Here is a 15,007-nt window from a genome sequence, read left to right as displayed (position 1 = left end):
AACGGCGCCGCCCTGCGCGCCGTGGGCTATACCAAGGACACGCCGAACCCGCCGGGCGGCGAGATCGTGCACGACAAGGCGGGAAATCCCACCGGCTTGCTGCTCGCCAAGCCAAACGCCACCATCCTCTACGCCACGCTGGCCAAGGGCCCCAAGCTGCCGCCCGAATACCAGAAGAACTCCACGCGCCATTTCATGCGCGAGGTGAACCGTCTTGGCGTGACCGGCGTCATCGACGCCGGCGGCGGCTACCAGAACTACCCGGAGGACTACCACATCATCGAGGAGCTGCACAAGGACGGCCAGCTCACGGTGCGCCTGGCCTACAACCTGTTCACGCAAAAGCCCAAGGACGAGCTCAGCGATTTCAGCGGCTGGTCCAAGCAGATCAAGCCTGGCCAGGGTGACGACCTGTACCGCCACAACGGCGCCGGCGAGATGCTGGTCTACAGCGCCGCCGACTTCGAGGACTTCCGCGTCGAGCGGCCCGACATGCCACCGTCGATGGAAGGCGACCTGGAGCCGGTGATCCGCCTGCTGGCGGAGAACCGCTGGCCCTGGCGCCTGCACGCCACCTACAACGAGACCATCTCCCGCGCGCTGGACGTCTACGAGAAGGTAGCGAAGGATGTGCCCTTCGATGGCCTGCACTGGTTCTTCGACCACGCCGAGACCATCACGGACCGCAACATCGACCGCATCGCGGCGCTGGGCGGCGGCATCGCCGTGCAACACCGCATGGCCTACCAGGGCGAGTATTTCGTCGAGCGCTACGGCGCGCGCGCGGCCGAGGCCACGCCGCCGATCAAGCGCATGCTCGAGCGCGGCGTCAAGGTCGGTGCCGGCACCGATGCCACGCGCGTGGCCTCGTACAACCCGTGGGTGTCGCTGTACTGGCTGACTACCGGCAAGACCGTGGGTGGGCTGTCGATGTATCCGCAAGCGAACCTGCTCGACCGCGAAACGGCGCTGCGGCTGTGGACCGAAGCCAATACCTGGTTCTCCTCCGAGCAAGGCAAGAAGGGCCAGATCCAGGCCGGCCAGCTGGCCGACCTGGCGGTGCTGTCCGCCGACTACTTCAGCGTGCCCGGAGACGAGATCCAGGACATCACCTCGGTGATGACGGTGCTGGGTGGCAAGGTGGTGTATGGCGATGGCGACTTCGGCACGCTGGCGCCGCCGCTGCCGGCCGCCATGCCGGACTGGGCGCCGGTGCGCGCTTTTGGCGGCTACCAGCCACGGCTAGCGCCCGGCGCGCAGGCGCTGGCCGTGACGGCTGGCTGCGGCTGCGCGAGCGCCTGCGGCGTGCACGGCCATGCGCACGCGGGCGCGTGGCAGTCCAGCGCGCCGGTGTCGGACCACCGCGGGTTCTGGGGCGCGTTGGGTTGCTCCTGCTGGGCATTCTGATGGCAGGGAGCACGCTTTGGCCCGCACCACCATCCTGAGCGGCGGCTACTTCCAGGGAGAAGGACCATGAAGCTGTTTCTTGTTTCGTTCGGCGCGGGGATTCTGGTTGGCATCATCTATGCGCTGTTGCAGGTCCGCTCGCCGGCCCCGCCCGCCATTGCCTTGATCGGGCTGCTTGGGATGCTGGTTGGCGAGCAGGTGGTGCCTACCGCGAAGCGCTTGATGGCCGGCGAGCCGATCACCGTTGCGTGGTTCCGCGCCGAGTGCGTGCCCAAGATCAGTGGAGCGCCGCCCGCGCCGGCACAGGGGGCGGCGGCAACGGTGGCCAGCACGGGGGGCAAGAACGGCACGTAGACGCCAGCCCACGCGGGGACATGGCGTCAGGACCTGGGCTTATGTCCCGGATTGCCCTTCCGGCTGCTGGATGCCATGTCGTGCCGTTCGGTTTCGCTTATCGGTTTCTCTCATCCGTCTCGCTTATCGGCTTGGCCATCTTCATGCTATATCGAGCGAGGCTCATGCCCGAAGCTGCTGCGGGTATGGATCTGTCCGTCCTGTCCGTGAATCAATAACTCGACCTGCTCGCGCTGGGCGTCGCGCGTGCCGGCCTCCACGGCGTCTTCCTGGGACGCGTGATGCGAGTTGGCATACCGCGCGCCCTCCTGGATCACGTCCCATCCGGAACCGTGTGGCAAAACGTGGATGTTATGGGCTGTCATGACAATCTCCCGTGGGGGTCTTGCAGATAGCGGCTGACTCCATTTTGGTCCAGTGCCAGCACATGGCTATCGGAGACCGTCTGACTTTAGTCGTTATGGGCAGGCGGGTCGCCGACCGGATCCGGATGGATCTGCATGATGGCGTCGCGCTTCTCCAGCAAGTGGCGCTTGAGGATGGCGCCAAGCAGCTTGCCGTCACGCGCTTCCAGTGCCTTGATCATGTCTTCGTGATCATGCACGGCGCGGTCCCACTTGTCCGTCTGGTGGTTGGAGCGAAAGCGCAGCGCCTTCAGGCGGCGGTTGATGCCCTGGTAGGTCTGGCGCAGCGCGGTGTTGCGGGCCGCCTCGTTGATGCGGTCGTGGATTTCCTGGTTGCGGCTGTAGTAGCCCGGCAGGTCGTTCTGCACGCGGCAGGCCAGCATCGAATAATGCAGCGCCTTGATCTCGGCGAGCTCGGCCGGCGTGATGCGCTCGCAAGCCAGTTCGCCCGAGAAGGCTTCCAGGCCGCTCATCAGCTCGAACGTTTCCCAGACTTCCGCCTCGGTCATGCGCGAGACGCTGGCGCCCCGGTTGGGCGAGATCTCGATCAGGCCCTCCGCCGCCAGCACCTTGAACGCCTCGCGCAGCGGCGTGCGGGAGATGCCCAGCGTTTCACATAGCTCACGCTCGTTGAGCTTCATGCCCGGGGACAGCACGCCTTCCACGATGAACTTGCGCAGGTGGTCGACCACGGTGTCGTGCAGCCGCTGGCGCTCAACCTTGGGGAGGACCGCGGCAGGGCGCGTGAGGTCGTTGCCAGATGGATTCTGCATTCAAAGTCCTTATCTTTGCGTTTTTCGCATTCTACTGCATCTCCTGGCAGGCACCCAGAACCGGGGTAAACACCCGGTGTTCAGGCCAAAACAGCGCTTGGATGTGGCGCGTTTCGTCTGCTAAAGTATTTTGAATGCAAAATGCATAATTCACAAAGGAGGAACAACCCATGATCAAACTCGACTTCCACCCCGCCGGCCGCCACTTCCTGCAGATCCCCGGCCCGAGCCCCGTGCCCGACCGGATCCTGCGTGCCATGAGCTACCCGACCATCGACCACCGTGGCCCGGAGTTCGGCGCGCTGGGCCGCAAGGTGCTGGCGGACATCAAGAAGATCTTCAAGACCGAGCAGCCGGTCATCATCTATCCGGCCTCTGGCACCGGCGCCTGGGAGGCTGCACTGACCAACACACTGAGCCCCGGCGACACGGTGCTGATGTTCGAGACGGGTCACTTCGCCACGCTGTGGAAAAAGATGGCGCAAGCGCTCGGGTTGAAGCCGGAATTTCTCGGGCTGCCAGGCGTCGAGGGCTGGCGCCATGGCGTGCGGGCCGACATGATCGAAGCCCGCCTGCGCGCCGACAGCGCGCACGCCATCAAGGCGGTGTGCGTGGTGCACAACGAGACCTCGACCGGCGTGACCTCCGACGTCGCTGCGGTGCGCCGCGCCATCGACGCGGCCGGCCACCCGGCGCTGCTGCTGGTGGACACCATCTCCGGCCTGGCCTCGGCGGACTATCGCCATGACGAGTGGGGCGTGGACGTGACGGTATCGGGTTCGCAGAAGGGGCTGATGCTGCCGCCGGGGATCAGCTTCAATGCGCTGTCGCCCAAGGCCATCGCGGCCAGCAAGGCGGCAAAGCTGCCGCGCGCGTTCTGGGCCTGGGACGAGATCATCGAAGCCAACAAGAACGGCTACTGGCCGTACACGCCGAACACCAATCTGCTCTATGGCCTGTCCGAGGCGCTGGACATGATCCTGGAGGAGGGCCTGGACAACGTCTTCGCGCGGCACCAGCGGCTGGCCGAAGCCACCCGCCGCGCGGTGCGGGCCTGGGGCCTGGAGATCCAGTGCGCGGATGCCTCCGTGTACAGCCCCGTGCTGACGGGCGTGATGATGCCCGACGGCGTGGACGCCGACGAAGTGCGCAAGCGCATCTATGAACGCTTCGACATGTCGTTGGGACAGGCGCTGGGCAAGATCCGCGGCAAGATGTTCCGCATCGGGCATCTCGGCGACTGCAACGACCTCACGTTGATGGCCACGCTGTCCGGCTGCGAGATGGGGCTGAAGCTCGCCGGCGTGCCGGTGGCGGCCAGCGGCGTGGTGGCGGCGATGGAGTACCTGGCATCGCATGCGGATAGCCCGGTGCTGAAGGCCGCGGCATAAGCCAGCACGGGAGGGCAGGGCGGCCTTCCTGAACCCGCGCAAGGCAACAACAAGTTAACCAGTGCAAGCAGGCGTGGCTTCACTCCTTGGGGTGAGGCCAGGGACAGGTGCCGCCCATTTTTGCCATTCGGCAGCCATGCCACCGCCTGTGGGCGGTAGCGCGAACTGGCCATGGAGCCGGCCATAGAGCCGGCCGCGATGAATTTGCCCTGGCCCCGGCGTCCCGCCGGGCGGGCAGGAATAACACAACGGAGACAAACCATGAAGCGCCTGCGTGCAACCAGCGTCGTGCTGGGGATGCTATGCATCATGTATTTCATCACTTACCTGGACCGCGTCAATGTGAGCACGGCCGCGGCCGGCTTTGGCCAGGAGTTCAACCTCAGCAAGACCGAGATCGGCCTGGTGTTCTCGGCCTTTGCGTATCCCTACCTGGTGTTCCAGATCATCGGCGGCTGGGTGAGCGACCGGTTCGGCGCCAAGCGCACCCTGATGGTCTGCGGCGTGCTGTGGGCTGCTGCCACGTTGCTCACTGGCTTTGCCGGCGGTCTGGTTTCCCTGCTCGCCGCGCGCTTGCTGCTGGGCCTGGGCGAGGGCGCTACCTTTCCGGCTGCCACCGCCGCCATGGCACGCTGGGTGCCCAAGGAAAAGCGCGGCTTCGCGCAGGGGATCACCCATGCCTGCGCCCGGGTCGGCAACGCCGTGGCCCCGGCCGCGGTTGTCGCCATCATGGCGGTCTACGGCTGGCGCGAGTCGTTCTACATCTGCGGCGCGATCAGCCTGGTCTGGGTGGCGCTGTGGGCGGTGACGTTCACCGAGCATCCGAAGGACCATCCCCGCATGACCCCGGCAGAACTCGAGACGCTGCCGGCCCCCAGGAAGAAGGCTGCCGACGTGCCCTGGCGCCGCCTGTTCAAGCGCATGGCCCCCGTGACCATCGTCTACTTCTGCTACGGCTGGACCCTGTGGTTGTTCCTGAGCTGGATTCCGCAGTACTTTCTGCATAGCTACGACCTGGACCTGAAGAAGTCCGCCATCTTTGCCTCCGCCGTGTTCTTTGCCGGCGTGATCGGCGATACCCTGGGCGGCGTCGTCACCGACAAGCTCTACGACCGTACGGGCAGCCTGAAGCGCGCGCGCAGCGCGATGGTGGCGGTCTGCATGCTGCTGACCATGTTGTCGCTGCTCCCCCTGTTGTTTACGCACAACCTCTATGTCTCGATGGCTTGCCTGGCCGCCGGCTTCTTCTTTGCCGAGATGACGATCGGGCCGATGTGGGCGATTCCCATGGACATCGCGCCGGAGCATTCCGGCACCGCGAGCGGCATGATGAATTCCGGCTCGGCGCTGGCCGCGATCATCTCGCCGGTGCTCTCGGGCTACCTGATCGACCGCTTCGGCAGCTGGGAGCTGCCCTTTATCGGCAGCATGGTGCTGATGGGCGTCGGCGTGATCCTGGCCTTGCGCATGCAGCCAGAGAGCAAGTTCGAAGCCGAGCCCGCGGATGCCTCGAAGCCGTTGCGCGCCTGAGCCACGCAGAACTGATCCTCGCATGACAAGGCGCGCCGGCACGGCACCGCGCCACACAAGCCCTGGTAGAAAGCCATGAACCCATCCTCCTCCCCGATGCTCGTCAAGCCGATCCATCTGGTGCCGTCGCCGGGCCGCGCCGGCCCGGCCCTGTCGCCGCTCTCGGCCCGTTTGCGCAAGGAACTGCGCGGCGACGTGTTCTTCGACCGCGCCACCCGGGGCCGCTACGCCACCGATGCCTCCATCTATCAGATCACGCCGATCGGCGTGGTGGTGCCGCGGGACCAGGCGGACCTGTTGCTGGCGCTGGAGATCGCCCGCGACGAGAAGGCCCCGGTGCTGGCGCGCGGCGCCGGCACCAGCCAGTGCGGCCAGACGGTTGGCGAGGCGCTGGTGATCGACAACAGCAAGTGGCTGAACAACGTGGTGGATTTCGATCCCGTGGCCGCCACCGTCACGGTTGAGCCCGGCATCGTGCTGGACCACCTCAACGCCTGGCTCAAGCCGCACGGGCTGTGGTTCCCGGTGGATGTATCGACGGGGGCGCAGTGCACCATCGGCGGCATGGCCGGCAACAACTCTTGCGGCTCGCGCTCCATCGAGTACGGCAACATGGTGCACAACGTGCTGGGCATCGATGCCGTGCTGGCAGATGGCAGCCAATGCCATTTCGGCACGCTCAAGGCACCCGTTTCCGACGCGCGCGTGGCGGGCATTCTGCAGGGCTTGCAACGCATTGCCACGCGCGAGCGCGACGAGATTGCCGAGCGCATGCCCAAGGTGCTGCGCCGTGTGGCCGGCTACAACATCGACCTGTTCGCATGCCAGAATCCGCGCGCCTATACCGACGACGGCTACGCCAATCTCTCGCATATCCTCGTGGGCTCGGAAGGCACGCTGGCTTATAGCCGCCAGGTCACGCTGAAGCTGTCTGCGCTGCCGCGGCACAAGGTGCTGGGCGTGGTGAATTTCCCCACGTTCTACCAGGCCATGGACATGACGCAGCATATCGTCAGGCTCAAGCCGGTTGCGGTGGAACTGGTGGATCGCACCATGATCGACCTGTCGATGGAGAACCCGGCGTTCCGCCCCGTCATCGAGAGCGCCTTGTCTGGCGAGCCGCAGGCCATCCTGCTGGTCGAGTTCGCGGGGGAGGAACACAGCGCGCTGCTGGCGCAGCTCGACGACCTGGCGGCGCTGATGAGCGACCTGGGGTTGCCCGGCTCGGTGGTCAAGATGGCCGACGCCAAGTCGCAGAAGGCGTTGTGGGACGTGCGCAAGGCCGGGCTCAATATCATGATGAGCATGAAGGGCGACGGCAAGCCGGTTTCCTTCATCGAGGATTGCGCCGTGCCGCTGGAGCACCTGGCCGAGTACACCCGCCGGCTTACCGCCGTGTTCCACAAGCACGAGACCGAAGGCACCTGGTATGCCCATGCCAGCGTGGGCACGCTGCATGTGCGCCCAATCCTGGACATGCGGCGCGACGGCGCGGAGCGCATGCGAGAGATCGCCGAGGAAGCCGCCGAGCTGGTGCGCGAGTACAAGGGCGCGTACTCCGGAGAACACGGCGATGGCCTGTGCCGGGGCGAATGGGTGGCCTGGCAGTATGGCCCGCGCATCAACGCCGCCTTCGGCGAGATCAAGGCGCTGTTCGATCCGGACAACCGCTTCAACCCGGACAAGATCGTACGCCCGCCCAGGATGGACGCGCGCGAGAACTTCCGCTTTGCGCCGGGCTATGCCGCCTTGCCGCTCACGCCGGCGCTCGACTGGTCCGCATGGAACGTCAGCCGCAACCCGCTCACCGGCGAGGAAACGGCGCCCGGCACGGGCACCGACCGCGCCGGCGGCCTGGCCGCGGCGGTGGAGATGTGCAACAACAACGGCCACTGCCGCAAGTTCGATGCGGGCACCATGTGCCCGAGCTATCGCGTGACCAAGGACGAGCAGCACGTCACGCGCGGCCGTGCCAATACGCTGCGCCTGGCAGTGTCGGGGCAGCTGGGCGATGACGGCCTTGCCAGCCCCGAAGTCAAGGAAGCGCTCGACCTGTGCGTCGCCTGCAAAGGCTGCAAGCGCGATTGCCCGACCGGCGTGGACATGGCCAGGTTCAAGATCGAAGCGCGCCATGCCTGGGCCCGGCGGCACGGCATCACCCTGCGCGAGCGCATGGTGGCGTTCATGCCGCGCTATGCGAGCGTGGCGAGCCGCCTTGCCGCACTGCTGGCGCTGGCCGATGGCATCCCCGGCATCTCCGGTGTGGTGAAGCGGGCCATGGGGTTCGCGCCGCAACGCTCGCTGCCGCGCTTCAAGGCCGCGTTCCTGTCGAAAGCCAAGGCAATGCGCCAGGGCGGGGAGGGCCGCGAAGTCATGCTCTTCGTCGACACCTTCAGCAACTACATGGAGCCGGAGAACGCACTGGCGGCGCAGCAGGTGCTGGAGGCGGCGGGCTACACGGTGCATTTCAACCGCCGCGAAGGCGAGCGCCCCTTGTGCTGTGGCCGCACCTTTCTTGCGGCGGGGCTGGTGGACCAGGCCAGGGAGGAGGCGCGGCGCCTGCTGGATGCGGTCAAGCCCTATGTCGATCGCGACATTCCCATCGTCGGCCTGGAGCCTTCGTGCCTGCTGTCCCTGCGTGACGAGTTCCTGAGCTATGGCTACGGCGACGACGCCAGGAAGCTGGCCGCGCAGGCCTTCCTGTTCGAGGAGTTCCTGGTGCGCGAGAAGGCAGCCGGCCGCCTTGCGCTCGATCTCGATGCGCTGCAGACGAGCGAGGCCGTGGTGCACGGCCACTGCCACCAGAAGGCATTCGACGCCTTCACCCCGGTGCAGACCGTGCTGGGCTGGATCCCCGGCCTGAAGGTCTCCCCGGTGGAATCGTCCTGCTGCGGCATGGCGGGCAGCTTTGGCTACGAGGCCGAGCATTACGAGGCGTCCAAGGCCATGGCCGAGCTGGCGCTGCTGCCCGCGGTGCGCAAGCGCGCCGCCAATGCCATCGTGGTGGCCGACGGCACCAGCTGCCGCCACCAGATCCTGGACGGCGCCGACACCGAGGCCATGCACGTGGCGCGTGTGCTGGCGATGGCGCTGAAGCGGCAGGGCGGGCCTCAGGCCTGATGCGCGCGCGGTTCACCGCGGTGGTGCCCTGGCCACGCAGCGATCGCTGCGTGGATCGCTGTCTTGCCAAGGGGTGAATCCACCGGCCCGGAGGGTGCGCTACCGCCACAGTGTGGCAACTCCATGCCCTGGCGGCATAGCCTGGCAGGTCCTTCTGGGCTCTCGCCAAACTCGCTGCCTTACTGCAACTCAAGCGCGTGGGTCGCGTCCCCGCTTAGCGCCGCGCACGCCCTCAGGGCGATGCTTCACTGGCCGCCTGCCCGAACAGTTATTCCCGTATGCGGAACAATAGATGTTTATATCTGATAACTATTTACTTATTGCTGTCACATAAGTGCCTTACGATGCGTCACTCGCATGGAGTTGGCCTTGGTTGTCTCGCCTTCTCGCCAAGGCAGGCTTCCCCGGTAGCGCGACCCTACCGGATCAATCAGAAACCGAAAAATGATCATGAAAAAACCTCTCTTCGTTTTGGCAGCAGCTGCTGCGTGCGCCGTGTCCACCGCTGCTTCGGCGCAATCGTCCGGCGTGACGCTTTACGGCATCGCCGATGCCGGCGTTAGCTTCCAGAGTCACGTGCAAGGCCCTAACGGTGGCGGCTCGGTCACAGGCGTGACGTCCGGTGGCCTCTCCGGTTCGCGCTGGGGCATTCGCGGTGTGGAGGACCTGGGTAATAACCTGAAGGGCATCTTCGTGCTGGAAAGCGGTTTTGACCTCGACACGGGGAAGTCCGGCCAAGGCAACCGCTTGTTTGGCCGTCAGGCCTATGTCGGCTTGCAGAGCAACTTCGGCGCAGTCACGCTGGGCCGCCAGCAAAACGCCCTGTATGACCTGTTCGGCGCCTACGACCCGATGGCGGTCGGCAGCAGCTACTCGCTCAACTCGGTCGATACCCAGGGCTTCAACGGCCGCGCCGACAACGCCGTCAAGTACACCGGCAAGTTCGGCGGCCTGACCGCCACGGGTTTCTACAGCTTCGGCCGCGATAGCAACGTCGCCAATGGTGGGGAAGTGCCCGGTAGCTTCCGGGTTGGCAAGAACTTCGGTGGCGGCTTGGCGTACGCGAACGGCCCGGTCTCGGTGGGTGTCGCCTATGACCAGTACCAGGGCAGCACCATTGCCACGTCCGGCGCTGCGGCCAAGCGCGCCGCAATCGGTGGCGCGTATGCGTTCGGCGACGCCAAGGTGTTCGCCGGCTATCGCTGGATGCGCGATGAGGTCACCAGCGCGACCGCAGTCCGCCAGGACAACCTGTACTGGCTGGGCGCGCTGTATAAGTTCACCCCTGCCTTCAGCCTGACCGGCGCGGCTTACTACACCGACGCCCGCAAGGACAGCAACAGTTCGTGGATGTACGTCTTGAATGCCGACTATGCCCTGTCCAAGCGCACCGATGCCTACGTGCTGCTCGGCTACGTGAAGAACAAGGGGCAGGCAACCTACGGCGTGACCAACACAATGAACACCCTGCCTGGCCAGAACCAGACCGGCGCCATGGTTGGCGTGCGTCACCGCTTCTAATAGCGCTCGCGATTTCAGCCAGCGTGCTGTCGGGGTGCGCTGGAGACAAGTCATATCGACCTTGCCTTTGTTCACTGGGTGCAAGGACGCTTGGCCGGCAGATCTGCCGGCCTTTTTTCAGTGCGCGGCGTCCGTCTTGTGAAAAACAGGAAGGCTCCAGGAATAGCGGAGCGCAAGCAGGCGGATTGCGAAGCAGATCGACGCCGCGAACCAGGGCGTAACTGCCACCCTCCATTCCATGAGTTGTCCAAGCACTTGCAAGGCTGCGCCAACCAGTGCGGCAAGTGCGTAGATTTCCTTCTGCAGGATGATCGGTACGCGATTGAGCACCACATCTCGCGCCACGCCGCCGCCGACCGCGGTCACCATGCCGAGCACGATGGCCACCTCGATGTTGTGGCCAAACAGCAGCGCCTTGTGTGCGCCAACGACAGCAAAGAAGCCCAGTCCAAGCGAGTCAAAAAAAACGACAGGATGCTGAAGATGGTCGACGATTGGTCTCGCCCAGATTGCCATCGCCGCGGCCAATGCCGAGGTCGCGAGATACCGCCAATCCGAGATGCCCACCGGCGGTAACGAGCCCAGGCAAAGATCCCGAACGATGCCTCCGCCGCAGGCTGTCATGTAGCTGATCGCGACGACGCCGAACAGATCGAGGCGTTTCTGTTCGGCGGCAAGGGCACCGCTGACTGCAAAGGCGAAGGTACCGAACAGGTCGACCAAGGCAAAGAGACTGTGTTCCATCATGCCTCTTGATGACCGCAAAGCCAGGCAGACGCGGCTGTCAACATGGCCTGCAGCCCCGTTTCCAGCGTCGGGTGGATGACCGGTGCAAACTTGGGCGAGTGATTGCTAGGTATCTTGTTGATTTGCTTGTCCTTCTTGGCCTGCGCATACACACTGGGGGCGGTACCGCCGACGAACCAGAAGACGTACGGCACATTCCACGTACGCCCGAAGATGCTGAAGTCTTCGCTTGCCGACGCCGGAGCCGTCTCATAGGCCTGGTCGCCAAACTGCGCCTTGAAGGCCGCCGCGATCTTCTGCGTCGACGCATCGTCGTTTTCGGTTAGCGGGTAACTGCTGAGGGTGGTGAACTCGGGCGGCCGCTCGGCGTTGGAGGCATCGCACTCGGCGCAGCAGATTCGCCTGACGGATGACAGCATGTACTCGCGCACATCTTCGTCGAAGGTGCGCATATTGAGCTTGATCGTGGCATCGTCGGGAATGATGTTTTCCTTGGTGCCGGCCTGCAGCGAGCCAATGGTCAACACGGCATTGTCCAGCGGCGAGATTTCACGCGAAACGATGGTTTGCAGACGTAAAGTGGTGGCGGCAGCCATGATCACCGGATCGATGGCGGTCTGCGGTTGTGAGCCATGTGACCCGCGGCCGAATAGTTTGATCTTCAAGCTGTCACCGGCTGACAAGATAACACCTGGGCGGTAGCGGACCGTTCCACTCGGTCCTACCATCACGTGCTGGCCCAGGATAATGTCTGGCTTGGGGAAGCGCCCCTCCCCCCAATCCTGAACCATGCTCGCCGCACCCCGGCCCACTTCCTCGCCGGGCTGGAACACGAGCATGACAGTGCCTTTCCAGGCGTCGCGATGCTCTGCAAAAATGCGCGACGCCCCCATCAGCCATGTCACGTGCAGGTCGTGTCCGCAGGAGTGGGCCACGCCGACCTCTACACCATCTTCATCTTTTGCCTTGACGGTGCTGGCATAGGGCAGGCCCGTATTCTCCGCCATGGGTAGCGCATCCATGTCGGCGCGCAGCATCACGGTGGGGCCTTCGCCATTGCGCAATACGCCGACGACGCCCGTGACGCCAACCGCGCGCGTCACCGCGTAGCCGAGCGCTTCGATGTAGTCGGCCGCGAGCTTGGCGGTGCGAACCTCTTGCATCGACAGTTCCGGGTGCTGGTGGATATCCTTGTAGATCGTTTCGAGTTCCCCCAGCAGTTTCCCGCTACAGATAGTCAGGGCCTGGACGAGCGGATTCATGGCAACCTCCGGATCGCGAATAGGCAGGATGCCTCATGCCATCGCGCAATGGCTATCCCGCTTCGCCGATGAGGATATGTAGCGTTTCAGTATAGTGCTCAATCTGCCGGTCCGTGATTCAGGAGCATGCCTGTCCATTCGATACCACCGCGGCGCATTCGGCTTGTGCTTAGCTAGAGCGGGAGCCTTTCAAGCGGCGCCCCGAACGCCGCGCCGTCGAGCTAAGGAGTCTCAGCCTGTCCTGCCAAACAACAGGCCGATGCCCGATGACACAGCCATGGCCAAGGCACTCCAGAAGACCACGCGGATAACGCCCGGGCCGACCCTCGCACCGCCGGTTTTTGCAGCCAGGCCGCCCAGGGCAGCCAGCGATATCAACGCCGAGATCACTATGCACGGGATCACTGCCGATTCGGGGGCAAGCGCTGCGACGGTAGCCGGCAGGGCAGCGCCGACCGAAAAACTGCTGGCGGAAGCCAGCGCGGCGTGCAAAGGCCGTGCGGCGGTCGCAGTCGAAAGCCCCAGTTCATCGCGTGCATGCGTGCCGAGGGCGTCGTGCGCCATCAGCTTTTCGGCAACCTGCCTGGCAAGCGAAAGATCCAGGCCACGGTGCATATAGATCGCGGTCAGTTCTTGCTGCTCGCGTGGAAAATCGGCGTCGAGTTCAGCCTGTTCCTGGAACAAGGCCGCCGCTTCGGTATCTGCCTGAGATGAAACTGATACGTATTCCCCTGTTGCCATCGACATGGCTCCTGCGACCAGACCCGCGGCGGCCGTGAGCACGATATTTGCGTGAGCGGTGTGTGCCGATGCCACGCCGATAACGAGACTTGCGGTCGATACGATGCCGTCATTGGCGCCGAGCACCGCGGCACGCAGCCACCCAATGGCCTCAACACGATGCTGTTCTTTATGTCGCCTGGGCATATTTCCTCATCAAGAGGGTTGGAAGAATCGCCTGGACGGCGGCAAAGGGGATCGTCGAAGTCGCGGCTGGCCGCCCGCATCCGCTGCAACTTGACGCAGCACAAGCTCTTTGCGTCGGAATTCCTGTTCAAAGGTTACTTGATTTTCTAGGATTGGAAAAAGTGCCAGCCTAAGAACGTAATCCAAAGGGAAGCCGGGGGACATGATGAGGGCTTACACACGGTACGCCGTAAAGGCGCTATTGACGCTCGCCTGCGTGGTTGCTCTGCTGCCGAGGGAGGCAGAGGCGGTTCCCGCCTTTGCCCGCCAGACGGGCATGGCCTGCATGGCGTGCCATGTGAGTTTTCCCGAACTGACCCCGTTCGGCCGTTTCTTCAAGTTGACTGGCTACACCTTGACGAACAACACCACCATTCCAGTCTCGGCAATGGTGCAGGTCTCAAAAACACATACCAGGACGCTTGACCGGGCCAATTACGACTTCCTGCGCGATGGCGATACTACGTTGCAGCAGGCTAGCGTCTTCTATGCCGGCCGCATCGTTGACCATGTGGGTGCCTTTGGGCAATGGACCTACGATGGCATCGCCCACCATGCCGCGCTCGACAACACAGATATCCGCGCCGCGTGGCACCTGACAGATAACGATGTCGACTTCATCTACGGCATGACCGTCAACAACAACCCGACGGTCTCCGACGTGTGGAACAGCACGCCAGCTTTCGGTTATCCCTACGCGTCGAGCAGTGTTTCGCTCACGCCAACGGCGAGCACGCTCATCGATGGCGGGCTGGCGCAACAAGTGGCGGGCGCGTCCGCGTACCTCTTCTGGCAGCGCAGCCTCTATGTCGAATTTGGCCTATATCGGACGGCCGACCAGGCATTCTCGGTATTCCGGACCGGACAAGATAGCAACACCCCGGGGGGCGTGGCACGCCTGAGTGGCGCGAACCCATATTGGCGCGTGGCGTACAACCGGGAGTGGGGCCCGCACTCCATCATGGCGGGCACCTTCGGCCTGATAGCCAGCCGGTATCCGGACAACACCCTGCCCGGCACGCCCACGGACCGCTTCAGCGACTATGCGTTGGACGCGCAGTACCAGTACCTCACGCTACCCCATGCCTTTACTGCCCAGGCAGCCTGGATCTACGAGAAACAGGACTGGCGCGCGAGCTTTCCCAGCGGCGGCATAGGCGCTGGCCCCACACCGGCGAACCCGACCGACCACCTCACGACCTTCAAGGCCAAGGCATCCTATATCTACCAGCGCAAGTATGGCGGCACGCTGGCTTACTTCTCGACCACCGGAAACGCGGATACGGGCTTGTACGCTCCGGCGCCGGTCACAGGCAGTGCCAATGGATATCCCGACACGCGCGGGCTGATCTTCGAGCTCAACTATCTGCCTCACCCGCAAGTCAAGTTTGCGGTGCAGTACACGTGGTTCCTTAAATTCAATGGTGCACGTTCGAACTACGACGGTAACGGCAGGAATGCCGGCGATAACAACACGCTATATCTGCTCGGCTGGTTTATGTTCTGAACGAGCCACCGGCAACATCTGCCGT

General features: G+C 64.2%; 12 protein-coding genes. 7 read left to right on the top strand and 5 right to left on the bottom strand.

Features of this window, described 5'->3' with window-relative positions; all coding sequences use genetic code 11:
• A partial coding sequence (locus tag AC1RWI_RS32040) for an amidohydrolase family protein (RefSeq protein WP_492870353.1) occupies positions 1 to 1,407 on the top strand: 1,407 nt, incomplete at its 5' end.
• 66 nt (positions 1,408 to 1,473) lie between these two features.
• Complete coding sequence (locus tag AC1RWI_RS32035) at positions 1,474 to 1,761, top strand: XapX domain-containing protein (RefSeq protein ID WP_043355501.1); 288 nt, start codon at positions 1,474 to 1,476, stop codon at positions 1,759 to 1,761.
• Positions 1,762 to 1,907: 146 nt separating this feature from the next.
• Here the strand turns inward: AC1RWI_RS32035 and AC1RWI_RS32030 are convergent, their stop codons facing one another.
• Positions 1,908 to 2,126, bottom strand: coding sequence for a DUF2188 domain-containing protein (locus AC1RWI_RS32030; protein WP_043355498.1), 219 nt, complete (start codon positions 2,124 to 2,126; stop codon positions 1,908 to 1,910).
• Positions 2,127 to 2,212: 86 nt separating this feature from the next.
• Positions 2,213 to 2,938: a GntR family transcriptional regulator gene (locus tag AC1RWI_RS32025; RefSeq protein WP_043355496.1), complete on the bottom strand. Its 726-nt coding sequence runs from the start codon at positions 2,936 to 2,938 to the stop codon at positions 2,213 to 2,215.
• A gap of 170 nt (positions 2,939 to 3,108) precedes the next feature.
• Between AC1RWI_RS32025 and AC1RWI_RS32020 the strand changes: the two genes are divergently transcribed.
• From AC1RWI_RS32020 to AC1RWI_RS32005, 4 genes are all read left to right on the top strand, one after another.
• Complete coding sequence (locus tag AC1RWI_RS32020; RefSeq protein ID WP_492870352.1) at positions 3,109 to 4,329, top strand: pyridoxal-phosphate-dependent aminotransferase family protein; 1,221 nt, start codon at positions 3,109 to 3,111, stop codon at positions 4,327 to 4,329.
• Between the two features lie 261 nt (positions 4,330 to 4,590).
• Positions 4,591 to 5,859 carry an MFS transporter gene (locus AC1RWI_RS32015; protein ID WP_043355492.1) on the top strand — a complete coding sequence of 423 codons (1,269 nt, stop codon included), beginning with the start codon at positions 4,591 to 4,593 and terminating at the stop codon, positions 5,857 to 5,859.
• A gap of 75 nt (positions 5,860 to 5,934) precedes the next feature.
• Complete coding sequence (locus tag AC1RWI_RS32010; RefSeq protein WP_043355490.1) at positions 5,935 to 8,979, top strand: FAD-binding and (Fe-S)-binding domain-containing protein; 3,045 nt, start codon at positions 5,935 to 5,937, stop codon at positions 8,977 to 8,979.
• Positions 8,980 to 9,429: 450 nt separating this feature from the next.
• Complete coding sequence (locus AC1RWI_RS32005; RefSeq protein ID WP_043358224.1) at positions 9,430 to 10,500, top strand: porin; 1,071 nt, start codon at positions 9,430 to 9,432, stop codon at positions 10,498 to 10,500.
• Between the two features lie 117 nt (positions 10,501 to 10,617).
• On the opposite strand, the gene AC1RWI_RS32000 is transcribed toward AC1RWI_RS32005, so the two are convergent.
• The 3 genes from AC1RWI_RS32000 to AC1RWI_RS31990 all read right to left on the bottom strand — a co-directional run bounded on the left by AC1RWI_RS32000 (position 10,618) and on the right by AC1RWI_RS31990 (position 13,436).
• Complete coding sequence (locus AC1RWI_RS32000) at positions 10,618 to 11,247, bottom strand: trimeric intracellular cation channel family protein (RefSeq protein WP_492870351.1); 630 nt, start codon at positions 11,245 to 11,247, stop codon at positions 10,618 to 10,620.
• Positions 11,244 to 12,509, bottom strand: a complete 1,266-nt coding sequence (locus AC1RWI_RS31995; RefSeq protein ID WP_492870350.1) for a M20 family metallopeptidase — start codon at positions 12,507 to 12,509, stop codon at positions 11,244 to 11,246. The genes AC1RWI_RS32000 and AC1RWI_RS31995 overlap by 4 nt, the downstream gene beginning before the upstream one ends.
• A gap of 231 nt (positions 12,510 to 12,740) precedes the next feature.
• A complete protein-coding gene (locus tag AC1RWI_RS31990) occupies positions 12,741 to 13,436 on the bottom strand; it encodes a VIT1/CCC1 transporter family protein (protein ID WP_043355485.1) in 696 nt (231 codons plus the stop codon).
• A gap of 337 nt (positions 13,437 to 13,773) precedes the next feature.
• Here AC1RWI_RS31990 and AC1RWI_RS31985 point away from each other — a divergent pair, with 337 nt between their 5' ends.
• Entirely contained in the window at positions 13,774 to 14,982 is a 1,209-nt protein-coding gene (locus tag AC1RWI_RS31985; protein WP_043358223.1) for a hypothetical protein, read from the top strand.
• Positions 14,983 to 15,007: the final 25 nt, after the last annotated feature.

The organism is Cupriavidus sp. MPR-AND1C, assembly GCF_058809705.1.
Note: the sequence above shows the minus strand (reverse complement) of the source record. Positions and strands in the feature narration are given on the sequence as shown.

Bases quoted from the DNA above. Each gene is read 5' to 3' on its own strand.
- AC1RWI_RS32030 (WP_043355498.1), bottom strand. From the start codon at position 2,126: ATGACAGCCCATAACATCCACGTTTTGCCACACGGTTCCGGATGGGAC.
- AC1RWI_RS32035 (WP_043355501.1), top strand. From the start codon at position 1,474: ATGAAGCTGTTTCTTGTTTCGTTCGGCGCGGGGATTCTGGTTGGCATC.
- AC1RWI_RS32025 (WP_043355496.1), bottom strand. From the start codon at position 2,938: ATGCAGAATCCATCTGGCAACGACCTCACGCGCCCTGCCGCGGTCCTC.
- AC1RWI_RS31990 (WP_043355485.1), bottom strand. From the start codon at position 13,436: ATGCCCAGGCGACATAAAGAACAGCATCGTGTTGAGGCCATTGGGTGG.
- AC1RWI_RS32005 (WP_043358224.1), top strand. From the start codon at position 9,430: ATGAAAAAACCTCTCTTCGTTTTGGCAGCAGCTGCTGCGTGCGCCGTG.
- AC1RWI_RS32010 (WP_043355490.1), top strand. From the start codon at position 5,935: ATGAACCCATCCTCCTCCCCGATGCTCGTCAAGCCGATCCATCTGGTG.
- AC1RWI_RS32015 (WP_043355492.1), top strand. From the start codon at position 4,591: ATGAAGCGCCTGCGTGCAACCAGCGTCGTGCTGGGGATGCTATGCATC.
- AC1RWI_RS32020 (WP_492870352.1), top strand. From the start codon at position 3,109: ATGATCAAACTCGACTTCCACCCCGCCGGCCGCCACTTCCTGCAGATC.
- AC1RWI_RS32000 (WP_492870351.1), bottom strand. From the start codon at position 11,247: ATGATGGAACACAGTCTCTTTGCCTTGGTCGACCTGTTCGGTACCTTC.
- AC1RWI_RS31995 (WP_492870350.1), bottom strand. From the start codon at position 12,509: ATGAATCCGCTCGTCCAGGCCCTGACTATCTGTAGCGGGAAACTGCTG.